Source organism: Streptomyces sp. NPDC014995, assembly GCF_043080745.1.
Lineage (GTDB): Bacteria > Actinomycetota > Actinomycetes > Streptomycetales > Streptomycetaceae > Streptomyces.
Genome location: NZ_JBIBVX010000009.1, coordinates 214,687 through 228,656, shown reverse-complemented (window position 1 = coordinate 228,656; position 13,970 = coordinate 214,687). Strand labels below are relative to the sequence as shown.

At 70.1% G+C, this 13,970-nt stretch carries 15 protein-coding genes; 11 read left to right on the top strand and 4 right to left on the bottom strand.

From position 1 onward, the window contains the following. The first annotated feature begins 33 nt into the window (after window positions 1–33). Both ACF1A1_RS20060 and ACF1A1_RS20055 read left to right on the top strand, forming a co-directional pair. Window positions 34–2,382 carry an immune inhibitor A domain-containing protein gene (locus ACF1A1_RS20060; RefSeq protein WP_392001460.1) on the top strand — a complete coding sequence of 783 codons (2,349 nt, stop codon included), beginning with the start codon at window positions 34–36 and terminating at the stop codon, window positions 2,380–2,382. A 157-nt stretch (window positions 2,383–2,539) separates the two neighbouring features. Next, window positions 2,540–2,872, top strand: coding sequence for a hypothetical protein (locus tag ACF1A1_RS20055; RefSeq protein WP_392001459.1), 333 nt, complete (start codon window positions 2,540–2,542; stop codon window positions 2,870–2,872). A gap of 91 nt (window positions 2,873–2,963) precedes the next feature. Here the strand turns inward: ACF1A1_RS20055 and ACF1A1_RS20050 are convergent, their stop codons facing one another. Continuing rightward, window positions 2,964–3,551 carry an isochorismatase family protein gene (locus ACF1A1_RS20050; protein WP_392001457.1) on the bottom strand — a complete coding sequence of 196 codons (588 nt, stop codon included), beginning with the start codon at window positions 3,549–3,551 and terminating at the stop codon, window positions 2,964–2,966. Between the two features lie 116 nt (window positions 3,552–3,667). Further along, a complete protein-coding gene (locus ACF1A1_RS20045; RefSeq protein ID WP_392001455.1) occupies window positions 3,668–5,014 on the bottom strand; it encodes a nicotinate phosphoribosyltransferase in 1,347 nt (448 codons plus the stop codon). A gap of 57 nt (window positions 5,015–5,071) precedes the next feature. Here ACF1A1_RS20045 and clpS point away from each other — a divergent pair, with 57 nt between their 5' ends. The 8 genes from clpS (at window position 5,072) to ACF1A1_RS20005 (ending at window position 11,055) form a co-directional block, all read left to right on the top strand. Continuing rightward, entirely contained in the window at window positions 5,072–5,389 is a 318-nt protein-coding gene (gene clpS, locus ACF1A1_RS20040; protein WP_365462008.1) for an ATP-dependent Clp protease adapter ClpS, read from the top strand. 11 nt (window positions 5,390–5,400) lie between these two features. Next, window positions 5,401–6,003, top strand: coding sequence for a DUF2017 domain-containing protein (locus ACF1A1_RS20035; RefSeq protein WP_392001453.1), 603 nt, complete (start codon window positions 5,401–5,403; stop codon window positions 6,001–6,003). 412 nt (window positions 6,004–6,415) lie between these two features. Beyond that, a complete protein-coding gene (locus ACF1A1_RS20030; protein WP_392001452.1) occupies window positions 6,416–7,840 on the top strand; it encodes an amino acid permease in 1,425 nt (474 codons plus the stop codon). Between the two features lie 136 nt (window positions 7,841–7,976). Beyond that, on the top strand, window positions 7,977–8,399 hold the full coding sequence (locus tag ACF1A1_RS20025; protein ID WP_392001451.1) for a Mov34/MPN/PAD-1 family protein: 423 nt from the start codon (window positions 7,977–7,979) through the stop codon (window positions 8,397–8,399). A gap of 23 nt (window positions 8,400–8,422) precedes the next feature. After that, window positions 8,423–9,460, top strand: coding sequence for a LacI family DNA-binding transcriptional regulator (locus tag ACF1A1_RS20020; protein WP_392001450.1), 1,038 nt, complete (start codon window positions 8,423–8,425; stop codon window positions 9,458–9,460). Window positions 9,461–9,599: 139 nt separating this feature from the next. Continuing rightward, complete coding sequence (locus ACF1A1_RS20015) at window positions 9,600–9,695, top strand: putative leader peptide (protein WP_392001449.1); 96 nt, start codon at window positions 9,600–9,602, stop codon at window positions 9,693–9,695. A 113-nt stretch (window positions 9,696–9,808) separates the two neighbouring features. Then, the gene (locus ACF1A1_RS20010) at window positions 9,809–10,087 is read left to right on the top strand and encodes a MoaD/ThiS family protein (protein WP_392001447.1); all 279 of its coding nucleotides are present in this window, start codon (window positions 9,809–9,811) and stop codon (window positions 10,085–10,087) included. 17 nt (window positions 10,088–10,104) lie between these two features. After that, window positions 10,105–11,055 (top strand): PLP-dependent cysteine synthase family protein, encoded by a 951-nt coding sequence (locus tag ACF1A1_RS20005; protein WP_392001445.1) that lies wholly within the window; start codon window positions 10,105–10,107, stop codon window positions 11,053–11,055. Between the two features lie 4 nt (window positions 11,056–11,059). Here ACF1A1_RS20005 and ACF1A1_RS20000 read toward each other — a convergent pair whose 3' ends face one another. Further along, window positions 11,060–11,518, bottom strand: coding sequence for a type II toxin-antitoxin system PemK/MazF family toxin (locus ACF1A1_RS20000; RefSeq protein WP_392001444.1), 459 nt, complete (start codon window positions 11,516–11,518; stop codon window positions 11,060–11,062). 251 nt (window positions 11,519–11,769) lie between these two features. Here ACF1A1_RS20000 and ACF1A1_RS19995 point away from each other — a divergent pair, with 251 nt between their 5' ends. Beyond that, window positions 11,770–12,522: an MBL fold metallo-hydrolase gene (locus ACF1A1_RS19995; protein ID WP_392001442.1), complete on the top strand. Its 753-nt coding sequence runs from the start codon at window positions 11,770–11,772 to the stop codon at window positions 12,520–12,522. Window positions 12,523–12,604: 82 nt separating this feature from the next. Here ACF1A1_RS19995 and ACF1A1_RS19990 read toward each other — a convergent pair whose 3' ends face one another. Then, the gene (locus ACF1A1_RS19990) at window positions 12,605–13,858 is read right to left on the bottom strand and encodes a PTS transporter subunit EIIC (protein WP_392001440.1); all 1,254 of its coding nucleotides are present in this window, start codon (window positions 13,856–13,858) and stop codon (window positions 12,605–12,607) included. Window positions 13,859–13,970 lie beyond the last annotated feature (112 nt).

Sequence of the window (13,970 nt, the reverse complement as noted above, 5' to 3'; positions counted from 1 at the left end):
CGCGCGACAGGGGCGCGTTAGGGGAGGCATCAAGTGACCAGCAGATCCTGGACGTTCAGGACGGCCGCCACGGTCGTCGCCCTCGCGGCGGCCTCGGCGACGTTCTCGACGTTCGCCGTGGCACAGGCGGCCGACAGCGCGCCGGCGAAGGCCCCGGCGGTGGACCGGCACGACCCGCAGCCGGCGAAGGCCCACGAGCACGACTTCGACGGGCCGCTCAGCAAGACGCAGGAGGCCCAGCGCGAGGAAGCCCTCAAGCAGGTCATATCCGGCGAGGCCACGGTCGAGGAGCGGAACGGCTCCAAGGTCGTCGAGCTCGACAGCCGCAAGGGCGACAGCAAGTACGTCGAGCTGGGCCGCGAGAAGACCGACAAGATCTTCACGATCCTCGTCGAGTTCGGCGACCGGATCGACAGCCGCTACGGCGGCACCCCCGGCCCGCTGCACAACCAGATAGCCCAGCCGGACCGCACCCAGAACAACAGCACGGCCTGGCAGGCGGATTACGACCAGAAGCACTTCCAGGACCTCTACTTCGGCACCGGCGCGGACGTCGAGTCGCTGAAGAAGTACTACGAGAAGCAGTCCTCGGGCCGCTACTCGGTCGAGGGCGAAGTGACCGACTGGGTCAAGGTCCCCTACAACGAGGCCCGTTACGGCTCCAACGACGCACCCACCGGCGCCTGGTACGCGGTGCAGGACGGCGTCAACGCCTGGGTCGCCGAGCGCGAGGCCGCGGGCGACACGCCCGCCGAGATCAAGGCGGAGCTGGCCGAGTTCGACCAGTGGGACCGCTACGACTTCGACGGCGACGGCGACTTCAACGAGTCCGACGGCTACATCGACCACTTCCAGATCGTGCACGCCGGCGAGGACGAGTCCGCCGGCGGCGGCGCCCAGGGCGCGGACGCCATCTGGGCCCACCGCTGGTACGCCTTCGGCACGGACGCCGGCTCCACCGGCCCCGACACCAACAGGCTCGGCGGCGCCCAGATCGGCGACACCGGCATCTGGGTCGGCGACTACACCATCCAGCCGGAGAACGGCGGCCTGGGCGTCTTCGCCCACGAGTACGGCCACGACCTCGGCCTGCCCGACGAGTACGACACCTCCGGCGGCGGCGAGAACTCCACCGGTTTCTGGACCCTGATGTCGTCCGGTTCCTGGCTCGGCACCGGCAAGGACTCCATCGGCGACCTGCCCGGCGACATGAACTCCTGGGACAAGCTCCAGCTCGGCTGGCTCGACTACGAGGTCGCCAAGGCGGGCGTGAAGTCCACCCACAAGCTGGGCGTGGCGGAGTACAACACCGCCAACCCGCAGGCCCTCATCGTCGAACTGCCGAAGAAGACGGTCACCACCGACGTGGTCGTCCCCGCCCAGGGCGCGACCCAGTGGTACTCCGGCAGCGGCGACGACCTGCGCAACACCCTGACCCGCTCGGTCGACCTGACCGGCACGTCGTCGGCGGCGCTGACGCTGGACGGCTGGTGGGACATCGAGGCCGACTACGACTACCTCTACACCGAGGTCTCCACCGACGGCGCCAACTGGACGCCCGTCGACGGCAAGCTGGCCGACGGCTCCGCCATCCCGCGCGACGGCAGCGGCAAGCCCGCCCTCACCGGCACGGTCGACGCCTACCAGAAGCTGACGTTCCCGCTGGACGCCTACGCGGGCCAGAAGATCGGCCTGCGCTTCCGCTACGCCACCGACGGCGGCGTGGCCCAGAAGGGCTTCGCGGCCGACCGGATCACGGTGACCGCCGACGGCGCCCCCCTCTTCTCCGACGACGCGGAGACCGCGGACGCGGCCTGGACGGCCGGCGGCTTCACCCGCATCGGCGCGGCCATCACGGACGACTACGAGCAGTTCTACATCGCCGAGAACCGCCAGTACGTCTCGTACGACAAGACCCTCAAGGTCGGCCCGTACAACTACGGCTTCGCCGCGACCCGTCCGGACTGGGTGGAGCACTACCCGTACCAGAACGGCCTGCTGATCTGGAAGTGGGACACCTCCCAGGCGGACGACAACACCAGCCAGCACCCGGGCGAGGGCCTGATCCTGCCGGTCGACTCCCACCCGGCCCCGCTGAAGTGGTCCGACGGCACCCTGATGCGCAACCGCATCCAGTCCTTCGACTCCACCTTCAGCTGGTACCCGACGGACGCGATCACGCTGCACCAGGCGGACGTCGCCACCAGGATCAAGGCGCGTCCGGGCGTCCCGGTCTTCGACGACGGCCGGTCGACCTACTACGACGCGTCGAACCCGCTGGCCGGCGTGCGGGTCACTGACACCAACACCTCGATCAAGATCGTGAAGGAGCCCCTGAGCGGCTCCACGATCACGGTCAAGGTCGGACCGTCGGCGAAGTAGCCGACGTTTCCACAGGTCAGACGCGTATCGGCGGCGACCCCCTGGCGGGTCGCCGCCGATCGTGTTTAGGTGCCTCCTGTGCTTCTCTTATTGACACCGGCAGGGACGCCGGTACCGACACCGGCTTCGACATCGATACGCACGGGGGTGTGACCGCATGGCCGCAGGAGGCTTCTGCAAGCTGCCGAACGGCACGGTGGTGGTGGCGTTGAACCTGCCCAGCCCCACCGTCGACGCCGCCACCGGAGTGCGCGTCCTCGTCCTCGCCCAGAACCGCGCCCGAGCCCTGACCAGGCTCCGCAACCTCGGTCTGCGCGCCGTCTACCTGCGGGGGAACGCCGCGCCGCCGACCCCGGACGAGATCACGGCGGTCCTGCACCACCCCGACGGCCTGATATGGCGGACGGCCCCCGACAACGCTGTCGCCTCGGTCCCGGAGCTGTGGCGGCCGATCCGGTCCCTGCTGAGGCGACCGGCGGCACAGCCGTAGGCCCCTCCTCGGCGGCGGACCACCACTCCCACGCGGCCCCGAGCCGGTCCGTGACGGTCTCCGCGGGGGACGGGGGCCACCGGGCGGGCGGCTACTGCACCACCGGCTTGCCGGACAGTTCGACGCCCGCCGTCCGCATCTCCTCGATCGCCCGCTCGGTGGTCTCGTGGGCCACTCCGGCGGTCAGGTCGAGCAGCACCTGCGTACGGAAGCCCTCCCGTGCCGCGTCCAGCGCGGTCGCCCGGACGCAGTGGTCGGTGGCGATGCCGACGACGTCCACCTCGTCGATCTCCCGCGCCCGCAGCCAGTCGCCCAGCTTCACGCCGTTCTCGTCGGCGCCCTCGAAGCCGCTGTACGCCGCCGCGTAGGCGCCCTTGTCGAAGACGGCGTCGATGGCGCCCGAGGCGACCGCCGGGGCGAAGTTCGGGTGGAAGCCCACGCCCTCGGTGCCCGCGACGCAGTGCGCGGGCCAGGAGTGGACGTAGTCGGGGTTGTCGGCGAAGTGGCCGCCGGGTGCGATGTGGTGGTCGCGGGTGGCGACGACATGCCGGTAACCGGCGGGGGCCTGCCCGATCAGCTCGGTGATCGCGGCGGCCACGTCGGCACCCCCGGCCACCGCGAGGCTGCCCCCCTCGCAGAAGTCGTTCTGCACGTCTACGACGATCAAGGCGCGGCGCATGGTGGGTGTCCTTCGACGGTGTGTGAAGTTACGAGCCTAGAGACTTCGGCGGCGGTGCGGGAGGGGTGCGGCCGGAGTGCCGGCCGGCCCGGGCCCCGCGGGGTGTCCGACAGCCCCTAGCTACCCGAACGCCCCTGTACGTACTCCGTCGGAATGACGGGTTCCCCTCGGGAGAGCTGTGTAGCGGACAGCGGCAGGCCGGCCCGGGCGGCGATGTGCCGGTCGCGGACGACGTCCAGGGGCTCCCGGGCGACCACCCCGCCGCCCTTGACCAGCTGGACGAGCAGCTGCCGGTCGGCCAGCTCGGCGGGGACCGGTCCCGTGCCGACGACCTCGGCCTCCGCCACCCCGTCCTCGTCCAGGCGCCGCGCGGCCCACTTGCGGCCGCCGATGGAGGTCTTGCCCCCGGACGACTTCTTCGCCACCGGCACCAGCGGCGCCTTCGGGTCGGCGGACTCCGCGCGGGCGACCAGCTTGTAGACCATCGAGCAGGTGGGGTGCCCGGAGCCGGTCACCAGCTGGGTGCCGACGCCGTACGCGTCCACGGGGGCCGCGGCCAGCGAGGCGATGGCGTACTCGTCGAGGTCGGAGGTCACGATGATCCTCGTGTCGGTCGCGCCCAGCTCGTCCAGCTGCTGGCGCACCCGGTGGGCGACGAGCAGCAGGTCACCGGAGTCGATGCGCACCGCGCCCAGCTCGGGCCCGGCGATCTCCACCGCCGTACGGACGGCCTCGGCGACGTCGTACGTGTCCACGAGCAGGGTGGTGTCCCCGCCCAGCGAGTCGACCTGGGCCCGGAAGGCGTCGCGCTCGGTGTCGTGCAGGAGGGTGAAGGCGTGCGCGGAGGTGCCGACGGTCGGGATGCCGTAGCGGAAGCCGGCGGCCAGGTCGGAGGTGGTGGTGAAGCCGCCGACGTACGCGGCGCGGGAGGCGGCGACCGCGGCCAGCTCGTGGGTGCGGCGGGCGCCCATCTCGATCAGCGGGCGCTCCCCGGCCGCCGAGGCCATGCGGGAGGCGGCCGCCGCGATCGCGGAGTCGTGGTTGAGGATGGACAGGATCACGGTCTCCAGGAGCACGCACTCGGCGAAGGAGCCCTCGACCCGCATGATCGGCGAGCCCGGGAAGTACACCTCGCCCTCCGGATAGCCCCAGATGTCACCCGAGAAGCGGTACGAGGCGAGCCAGTCGAGCGTGTCCTCGTCGACGATCTTCCGCTCGCGCAGGAAGCCCAGGACACCCGCGTCGAACCGGAAGTTCTCCACGGCGTCCAGGACCCGGCCGGTGCCCGCCACCACGCCGTAGCGCCGGCCCTCCGGCAGCCGCCGGGTGAAGACCTCGAACACGCTGCGCCGCCCGGCGGTACCCGCCTTCAGGGCGGCCCGCAGCATCGTCAACTCGTACTGGTCCGTGAAGAGCGCCGTCGAGGGAACATCCACCGGCAGCCCAAGGTCCGCTGTGTTCATGGCAGAGGATGGTACTCCCTTTTCGTCGGTGTGACGATTTCGGTGATGCGTGGCAGCATGGTTCGTGTGACGTCACCTGCTCCCCTTGAGATCGAACGCACCGAGTCGGCGGAGGAGGTCTTCGCCGTACCCGAGCCGGACGTCCCCTGGGTCACGATCGTCCACAACGACCCGGTCAACCTCATGAGCTACGTGACGTACGTCTTCCAGACGTACTTCGGTTACCCGAAGGACAAAGCCACCAAGCTCATGCTCGATGTCCACCACAAGGGCCGGGCGGTCGTCTCCAGCGGTACCCGCGAGGAGATGGAACGCGACGTGCAGGCGATGCACGGCTACGGCCTGTGGGCCACCCTCCAGCAGGACCGGAAGTAGTCACCTCACTGATGCCAGGACACTTCGAACCGCTCCCCGGCGGCGGCGCGGCCGTCGCGCTCGACGACGTCGAGATCTCCATCATCCGGTCGCTGGCCGTGCAGCTCCTGGAGCTGATCGGCCCCGGCCCCGCCGAGGACGCCCCCGACGATCCGCTCGCCGAGCTGTTCGCCGAGGGCCCGAGCGAACCGCCCGCCGACCCCGTCCTCAGGCGGCTCTTCCCCGACGCCTACACCGACCCGGAGGCGACTTCGGGATCCGCGGAGGCGGAGGAGCGGCGGGCGTACTCCGCCGAGTTCCGCCGCTACACCGAGAACGACCTGCGGGCCGGCAAGCGCGAGAACGCCCTCGCGGTGGTGCGTTCCCTGGACGCGCTCGCCGTCGAGGAGGAGGGCGCGGCGGTGCTGAAGCTGTCGCCCGAGGAGTCCCGGCGGTGGCTCGGCGCCCTCAACGACCTGCGTCTGGCGATCGGCTCCCGGCTGGAGATCACCGACGAGGAGGACACCGACCTCCTCTACCGGCTGCCGGACGAGGACCCGCGCAAGCCGATGGTCATGGCGTACCTCTGGCTGGGCGGCCTCCAGGAGACCCTCGTGACGACCCTCCTGCCCTGAGACGCCCGAGGGGGCCCCGAGTGGGCCCCGAGTGGGCCCGAATACGCCCCGAGTGGGCCGTGAGTGCGCTGTGGGTGCGGCATGCGTCCTGAGATGTGACGGTTCTGTGTTCGCTCAGAGGACGCTCAAGTCCGGATAACGATCGCATCACCGCGGTGGCCGCATTGGCGCCGGTGTGCCCCATTCGCCCCCCTATCCCTGTGGAGTGCGCCACATGCCGCTCCGGTGATCAATGGTGCGGCCGTGGTAAATCTTCACGACCGCCCGGTGAACACCACCCGTATGTTCGGCCGGGTGCGCCACCGAGCCGGCGGATCGCCGGCCAGGCACAGCTCCAGCAGTCCGGGGGGATCGAGACCCGATCCGAGGCCGACGAAGGCCCGGGTCGGCATGGAGAAAGGCGCACCACCACATGACCTCCGCCCAGGTCGACACGGAGAAGACCTCCGAAGAGGGGTACGAGCGCGGACTCGGCAGTCGCCAGGTCCAGATGATCGCCATCGGCGGCGCCATCGGCGTCGGCCTGTTCCTGGGAGCCGGGGCGAACATCGCCAAGGCCGGCCCCAGCCTCATCTTCATGTACGCCCTCGCGGGCGTGATCATCTTCTTCATCATGCGGGCGCTCGGCGAGCTCCTGCTCTACCGTCCGGTCTCGGGCTCCTTCGCGGAGTACTCGCGCGAGTTCCTCGGCCCGTTCTTCGGCTACTTCACCGGCTGGACGTACTGGCTGATGTGGGTCGTCACCGGCATGGCCGAGCTGACGGCCGCCGCGATCTACGTCAACTACTGGTTCCCGGCCGTTCCCCAGTGGGTGACGGCGCTGGTCTTCCTGGTGATCCTCTTCGGGGTCAACCTGATCTCCGTGAAGCTCTTCGGTGAGCTGGAGTTCTGGTTCTCGATGGTCAAGGTCACCGCGCTCATCGGCATGATCGTCATCGGCCTCGGTGTCCTCACCTTCGGCTTCAGCTCCGCCGGTGACACCGCCGCCGTCTCCAACCTGTGGGCCTTCGACGGCTTCTTCCCCAAGGGCATCGGCTCGTCCCTGATGACCCTCCAGGGCGTCATGTTCGCCTACCTCGCCGTCGAGCTGGTCGGCGTCACCGCCGGTGAGTCGGAGAACCCGGAGAAGACCCTCCCGAAGGCCATCAACACGCTCCCGTGGCGCATCGCGCTCTTCTACGTCGGCGCCCTCACGGTCATCCTCTGCGTGGTGAAGTGGACCGAGTTCGCGCCGGGCGTGAGCCCCTTCGTCGCCGCGTTCGCCAAGATCGGCATCCCGGCCGGCGCCGGCATCGTCAACTTCGTCGTGCTGACCGCCGCCCTGTCCTCCTGCAACTCCGGCATGTACTCCACCGGCCGCATGCTGCGGAACCTGGCCGACAGCGGTGAGGCCCCGGCGGCCTTCAGGAAGCTGTCGTCGACGAAGACGCCCGCCTTCGGCATCTTCGTCTCCGTGCTCTTCATGGGCATCGGCGTGGTCCTGAACTACGTCGTCCCGGAGAAGGCCTTCGGCTACGTCACCTCCGTCGCCACCGCGGCCGGCATCTGGACCTGGCTGATGATCCTGATCAGCCACGTCCTGTACCGCCGCGCGGTCGACGCGGGCCGCCTGCCCGCCTCGGCCTTCCCGGCGCCGGGCGGCTCGAAGTGCAGTTACGTCGCCATCGCCTTCCTGCTCTTCGTCACGGGCCTCATCGCGTACGACGCCGACGCCCGCGTCTGCCTCTACGTGATGGCCGGCTGGGCCGCCGCCCTCGCGATCGGCTGGGCCGTGCTGAAGTCCCGCAATCCCGAGGTCACCCGGCGCCACGACGCGGAGCTGGAAAAGACGCACTGACCAACACCGGGGACGTCCGGCCGCAGGGAGCTCTCGTGGCGCCCCCTGCGGCCGCCGCCGCTCAGGGCGTCCGCCATGTGGGCCCTTCCGTACCGCCCTTCGGTACGGAAGGGCCCCTTTGCTTATCCTGGCGACCATGCTGACCATCACCCAGGACCTCGTCGACAAGATCGTCGCGCACGCGCGCAAGGACCACCCCGACGAGGCGTGCGGCGTCGTCGCGGGCCCGGCGGGTTCCGGCCGCCCCGAGCGCTTCATCCCGATGCTGAACGCGGCCATGTCGCCCACGTTCTACGAGTTCGACTCCGGAGACCTGCTGAAGCTCTACCGCGAGATGGACGACCGCGACGAGGAGCCGGTGGTCATCTACCACTCCCACACCGCCACCGAGGCCTACCCCTCCCGCACCGACATCTCCTACGCCAACGAGCCCGGCGCCCACTACGTCCTCGTCTCCACCGCCGACACCGACGGCGCCGGCGAGTTCCAGTTCCGCTCCTTCCGGATCGTCGAGGGCGAGGTCACGGAGGAAGAGGTGGAGATCGTCGAGGCGTACTAAGCTCGCGGCGACAACTCCCTTCCATGGAGCAGGTGTTGACACAGCGGACGAATGGACGGCGGCCCACCCTCGAAGACGTGGCACGCCAGTCGGGCGTGTCGAGATCCACCGTGTCACGGGTGATCAACGGCGAGCCACGGGTGAGCGCGCAGGTCGTGGAGCGGGTCCGTGAGGTGATCGCCGAGCTGGACTACGTCCCCAACCAGGCCGCCCGCCAGCTGGTCACCCACCGCACCAACGCCATCGCGGTCGTGGCGAGCCCGCCGGAGGGCCGCCTCTTCCTCGACCCGTTCTTCGACTGCCTGCTACGGGGGGTGCGCCGGCAGCTCGCCGAGCACGGCGCCCAGGCCGTCCTGCTCTTCCTGGAGGAACCGGACGACTACCCGCGCGTGGCCGACTACCTCGGCGGCGGACACGTCGACGGCGCCGTGCTGTTCTCGCTGCGCCCCGGCGACCTGCTCCACGAGATGATCGACCGGCTCGACATCCCCGCCGTCTTCGGCGGCCGCCCCCGGCTGCGCGACGGCCGCACCCGCCACGCGGACCACGCCTACGTCGACGGCGACAACCGCGGGGGAGCCCGCCAGGCCGTCCAGCACCTCGTCTCCCTCGGCCGCACGCGCATCGCCACCATCACCGGCCCCTACGACCAGGAGAACTCCGCCGCCGACCGCCTCGCCGGTTACCGCGACGTCCTTCCCGACGCCCCGCCCCACCTCGTCGAGAAGGCCGACTACAGCCGGGAGGGCGGCGCCGACGCCATGGCCGCGCTGCTGGACCGCTGCCCCGGCCTGGACGCCGTCTTCGTCGCCTCCGACTTCATGGCCGCCGGCGCCCTGCGGACGCTGCGCGAGCGCGGGCGCCGGGTGCCCGAGGACGTGGCCGTCGTCGGCTTCGACGACCTGACGTCCATCGCCGAGTCGACCGAACCGCCGCTGACCACGGTCCACCAGGACGTCGAGGATATGGGCCGCCTGATGGCCCGCCTGCTGTTCGAGGACGGCCCCCGGGCGCCCTCCGTGGTCGTACCGACCCGACTGGTCCGGCGACAGTCCGCCTGAGCCCCGGCCTGCCTCATGAGTCCCGGCCCGCCCGAGGGACGCGGCTCCCGACGAGGCCGGTCTCACTCATCGGCCGCATTTCGTCCACGATATGGGATCACACTCGGGGAGCCCGACCGGGAATCGATACGATGAGCCCATGGTTTTGAACGACGTGAGCGACAGGACGCCGGGCACGCTGCTCGTGGCGCGGCTGCACGTCGACCTGTGCAGGCTCGCCAGCGCCATCTGTTGACGCTGCCCCTGCCGCCGTACGGCCCGTGAGCCGCGGCGCGACGCACGACCCTGCTGTACTTGGCGCTGCCGCGCGCTTACCGACCTGACCACTCCCGACAGGAGCCCTGAGCCATGGCCATCGAGGTCCGCATCCCCACCATCCTCCGCCAGTACACCGACGGTCAGAAGGCGGTGGAGGGCAACGGTGACACCCTCGCCGACCTGTTCGCCGACCTCGAGACCCGGCACGCGGGCATCCACGCCCGCATCGTGGACGACGGCCGGCTGCGCCGCTTCGTCAACGTGTACCTGAACGACGAGGACGTCCGTTTCGTCGACGGCATCAACACCAAGCTGACCGACGGCGACACCGTGACGATCCTGCCGGCCGTGGCCGGCGGCATGGCCTGATCGGCCGCTGACCACCCATGCGCTACGACTCCCCGCTGGCCGCGGTGGGCAACACCCCTCTGGTGCGCCTGCCGCGGTTGTCGCCGTCCGCCGAGGTCCGCATCTGGGCGAAGCTGGAGGACCGCAACCCCACCGGCTCGGTCAAGGACCGCCCCGCCCTGCACATGGTCGAGCAGGCGGAGAAGGACGGCCGCCTCACCCCCGGCTGCACCATCCTCGAGCCCACCAGCGGCAACACGGGCATCTCCCTCGCCATGGCGGCCAAGCTCAAGGGCTACCGCATGGTGTGCGTGATGCCCGAGAACACCTCGCAGGAGCGCCGCGACCTGCTCGGCATGTGGGGTGCGGAGATCATCTCCTCCCCGGCCGCGGGCGGCTCCAACACCGCCGTACGCGTCGCCAAGGAGTTGGCCGCCGAACACCCCGACTGGGTGATGCTCTACCAGTACGGCAACCCGGACAACGCGGGCGCCCACTACGCGACCACGGGCCCGGAGATCCTCGCCGACCTGCCGTCGGTCACCCACTTCGTGGCCGGCCTCGGCACCACCGGCACCCTGATGGGCGTCGGCCGCTTCCTGCGCGAGCACAAGCCGGACGTCAGGATCGTCGCCGCCGAACCGCGCTACGACGACCTGGTGTACGGCCTGCGCAACCTCGACGAGGGCTTCGTACCGGAGCTGTACGACGCCTCCGTCCTCACCACCCGCTTCTCGGTCGGCTCGGCGGACGCGGTCACCCGCACCCGTGAGCTGCTCCAGCAGGAGGGCATCTTCGCGGGCGTCTCCACGGGCGCCGCGCTGCACGCCGCGATCGGCGTCGGCAAGAAGGCCGTGGCGGCGGGGGAGAGCGCCGACATCGTGTTCGTCGTCGCCGACGGGGGCTGGAAGTACCTCTCGACCGGGGTCTACACGGCCGCGACCACGGAGGAAGCGATCGAGACCCTCCAGGGCCAGCTCTGGGCGTAGACCTTCACGTCGTCAGGTGACGGACCTGGTCCCACAGGGCCGGGTCCACCACCCCCACCCGGCGCCTGAAGTCGCGCACCCGGACCTGGCGCAGCTCGTCCGTCTCCAGGAAACTCGGGCGTCCCTGCGTGTCACCGACGGCGCCCGGCGGCAGCGGGATCACCCCGGAGCGCTCGTCGCGGTACTTGCTGGTGATCTTCGCGACGGTGACCCGGTCGCCGCGCACCACCAGCACCAGACACGGCCGGTCCTTGGCGCCCGGCCCGTCCTCGAAGGGCACGTTCGCCCACCAGATCTCCGCCGGCTGCGGCCGCCCCGCCACCCCGTGGCCCCGGGTGGGCCGCCCCGGTGGCCGGGACCTGCGACCCGCCGGGCGCCGGCCGCGTCCCCAGCCGTCGACGAGCGTGGCGACGAGCGCGAGCAGTACCACCGCCGCGAGCGCCAGCCACCAGGACGTGTCCATGGGGACGACGTTACCGGCGTGCGTCCAACAGCGCGCGCCCTCCCGCGCGCCGCGCACGCCCCGCGTCCAGCCGAACCGGTGACAGCACAGGTGAGTTCGCCCACAACGGCCCCTGGCGGAGGAGCGACCGGAGGTTTTGCGCCTTACGCTCGACGGACCGCACGACCCCTGTCACCCCTTGACCGACCGTTCGTTTCACGATCTTTCCGGGTGTTCCGTCTTTCGGTTCCCGCCAGCGGAGGTTTCTCTTCATGAAGCTCACCGTCGTCGGCTGCTCGGGGTCGTTCCCGTCCGCGGAATCGGCCTGCTCGAGCTACCTCGTCGAGGCCGACGGCTTCCGGCTGCTTCTCGACATGGGCAACGGCGCCCTGGGCGAGCTGCAGCGCCACTGCGGTCTCTACGACCTCGACGCGATCTTCCTGAGTCATCTGCACGCCGACCACTGCATCGACATGTGCGCCTACTTCGTGGCGCGCTACTACCGGCACGACGGCGGACGCTGCGGCCCCCTCCCGGTCTACGGGCCGGAGGGCACCGAGCACCGCCTCACCACGGCCTACGCCGACACCCCCTCGGCCTCCTCCATGAGCGAGGTCTTCGACTTCCACACGGTCAAGCCCTCCACCTTCGACATCGGCCCCTTCACGGTCCACACGGAACGCGTGGCCCACCCGGTGGAGGCGTACGGCATCCGCGTCGAGCACGGAGGGAAGGTACTGACCTACTCCGGCGACACGGGCATCAGCGCGGCGCTCGACGAACTCGCCCGCGACGCCGACCTGTTCCTGTGCGAGGCCGCCTTCACGCACGGCAAGGAGAGCATCCCCGACCTGCACCTCAACGGCCGCGAGGCGGGCGAGACGGCGGCCCGCGCGGGCGCCCGCCGCCTGGTCCTCACCCACATCCCCCCGTGGACCGACCCGCAGGTCAACCTCGCGGACGCGCGGGCGGTGTTCGACGGGCCGGTGGAGCTGGCGGTGCCGCGGGTGTCGTACGCCGTCTGACCCCGCGGACGTTCCGAACGTGACGAAGGCCCCCGGAGCGGTTCAGGGCTCCGGGGGCCTTTCGCGTGCCGCCTGAAGAGGCTCAGGCCTTCGTGAGGTCCTCGACCTCCTCCTCGGGCTCGCGGCCCGGGGTGGCGATGTTGAACCTGATGATGGCGAAGCGGAAGGTCACGTAGTAGATCGCCGCGAAGACCAGGCCGATCGGGATGATCATCCAGGGCTTGGTGGCGAGGTTCCAGTTGAGGAAGTAGTCGATCGCGCCGGCCGAGAAGCTGAACCCGTGGTGGACGCCCAGGGCCCAGGTGACGGCCATCGAGATGGCGGTCAGGACCGCGTGGATGACGTACAGCAGCGGCGCGATGAACATGAACGCGAACTCGATCGGCTCGGTGATGCCGGTGACGAACGAGGTCAGCGCGAGGGAGACCATCATGCCGCCGACGACCTTGCGGCGCTCGGGGCGGGCGCAGTGGGTGATGGCGAGAGCGGCGGCCGGGAGCGCGAACATCATGATCGGGAAGAAGCCCGTCATGAACTGGCCGGCGGTCGGGTCACCGTGGAAGAAGCGCGGCAGGTCACCGTGCCAGACGGCCCCGGAGGCGTCCTTGAAGGAGCCGATCTCCTGCCAGGCCACCGTGTTGACGAACTGGTGCATGCCCACGGGCAGCAGCGCCCGGTTGATGGCGCCGAAGATGCCCGCGCCGACCGCGCCGAGTCCGGTCATCCACTCGCCGAAGTTGGTGATGACGTCACCGATGGGCTCCCACACCAGGCCGAAGAAGACGCCGACGGCGGTGCCGATGAAGGCCATCAGGATCGGGACCAGCCGGCGGCCGTTGAAGAAGCCCAGCCAGTCGGGGAGCTTGGTGCGGTGGAAGCGCTGCCAGGTGACCGCGGCTATCAGGCCCATGATGATGCCGCCGAAGACCTTGGGGTCGTTGTAGGTGGCGGCGACGTCCGCACCCTTGGTGATCTTCTCCTCGGTGATCGGGAACGCGGTCAGGACGTTCTTGTAGACGAGGAAGCCCACCAGCGCGGCGAGGGCGGTCGAGCCGTCGGCCTTCTTGGCGAAGCCGATGGCGATGCCCACGCAGAACAGCAGCGGCAGGTTGGCGAAGACGGCGTCACCGGCGGTCATGAACACGGCCGCGACCTTGTTCCAGCCGAGGCCGTCCTTGCCGAACACGTCGTCTTGGCCGAGACGGAGCAGGATGCCCGCCGCCGGCAGCACGGCGATCGGGAGCTGCAGGCTGCGGCCGACCTTCTGCAGGCCCTGGAACAGGCCGGATCCCCACTTCTTCGCGGGGGCCGCCGTAGGCGCGGTGGCGGTGCTCATAGACTTCCTCCATCGGTGGTGGTCTACACCACTCAGTGGTGTAGACCTGTTGTACACGATGGAGTCGATATAAGGAACCCGTCAGAACTGCAACCGGAGCGCTACGCTCAGC

Excerpts from the sequence above, each read along its gene's own strand:
- ACF1A1_RS19990 (WP_392001440.1), bottom strand. The coding sequence starts at position 13,858 with ATGAGCACCGCCACCGCGCCTACGGCGGCCCCCGCGAAGAAGTGGGGA.
- ACF1A1_RS19995 (WP_392001442.1), top strand. The coding sequence starts at position 11,770 with ATGAAGCTCACCGTCGTCGGCTGCTCGGGGTCGTTCCCGTCCGCGGAA.
- ACF1A1_RS20000 (WP_392001444.1), bottom strand. The coding sequence starts at position 11,518 with ATGGACACGTCCTGGTGGCTGGCGCTCGCGGCGGTGGTACTGCTCGCG.
- ACF1A1_RS20020 (WP_392001450.1), top strand. The coding sequence starts at position 8,423 with ATGGAGCAGGTGTTGACACAGCGGACGAATGGACGGCGGCCCACCCTC.
- ACF1A1_RS20045 (WP_392001455.1), bottom strand. The coding sequence starts at position 5,014 with ATGAACACAGCGGACCTTGGGCTGCCGGTGGATGTTCCCTCGACGGCG.
- ACF1A1_RS20005 (WP_392001445.1), top strand. The coding sequence starts at position 10,105 with ATGCGCTACGACTCCCCGCTGGCCGCGGTGGGCAACACCCCTCTGGTG.
- ACF1A1_RS20035 (WP_392001453.1), top strand. The coding sequence starts at position 5,401 with ATGCCAGGACACTTCGAACCGCTCCCCGGCGGCGGCGCGGCCGTCGCG.
- ACF1A1_RS20025 (WP_392001451.1), top strand. The coding sequence starts at position 7,977 with ATGCTGACCATCACCCAGGACCTCGTCGACAAGATCGTCGCGCACGCG.
- clpS (WP_365462008.1), top strand. The coding sequence starts at position 5,072 with ATGGTTCGTGTGACGTCACCTGCTCCCCTTGAGATCGAACGCACCGAG.
- ACF1A1_RS20015 (WP_392001449.1), top strand. The coding sequence starts at position 9,600 with ATGGTTTTGAACGACGTGAGCGACAGGACGCCGGGCACGCTGCTCGTG.
- ACF1A1_RS20030 (WP_392001452.1), top strand. The coding sequence starts at position 6,416 with ATGACCTCCGCCCAGGTCGACACGGAGAAGACCTCCGAAGAGGGGTAC.
- ACF1A1_RS20010 (WP_392001447.1), top strand. The coding sequence starts at position 9,809 with ATGGCCATCGAGGTCCGCATCCCCACCATCCTCCGCCAGTACACCGAC.
- ACF1A1_RS20055 (WP_392001459.1), top strand. The coding sequence starts at position 2,540 with ATGGCCGCAGGAGGCTTCTGCAAGCTGCCGAACGGCACGGTGGTGGTG.
- ACF1A1_RS20050 (WP_392001457.1), bottom strand. The coding sequence starts at position 3,551 with ATGCGCCGCGCCTTGATCGTCGTAGACGTGCAGAACGACTTCTGCGAG.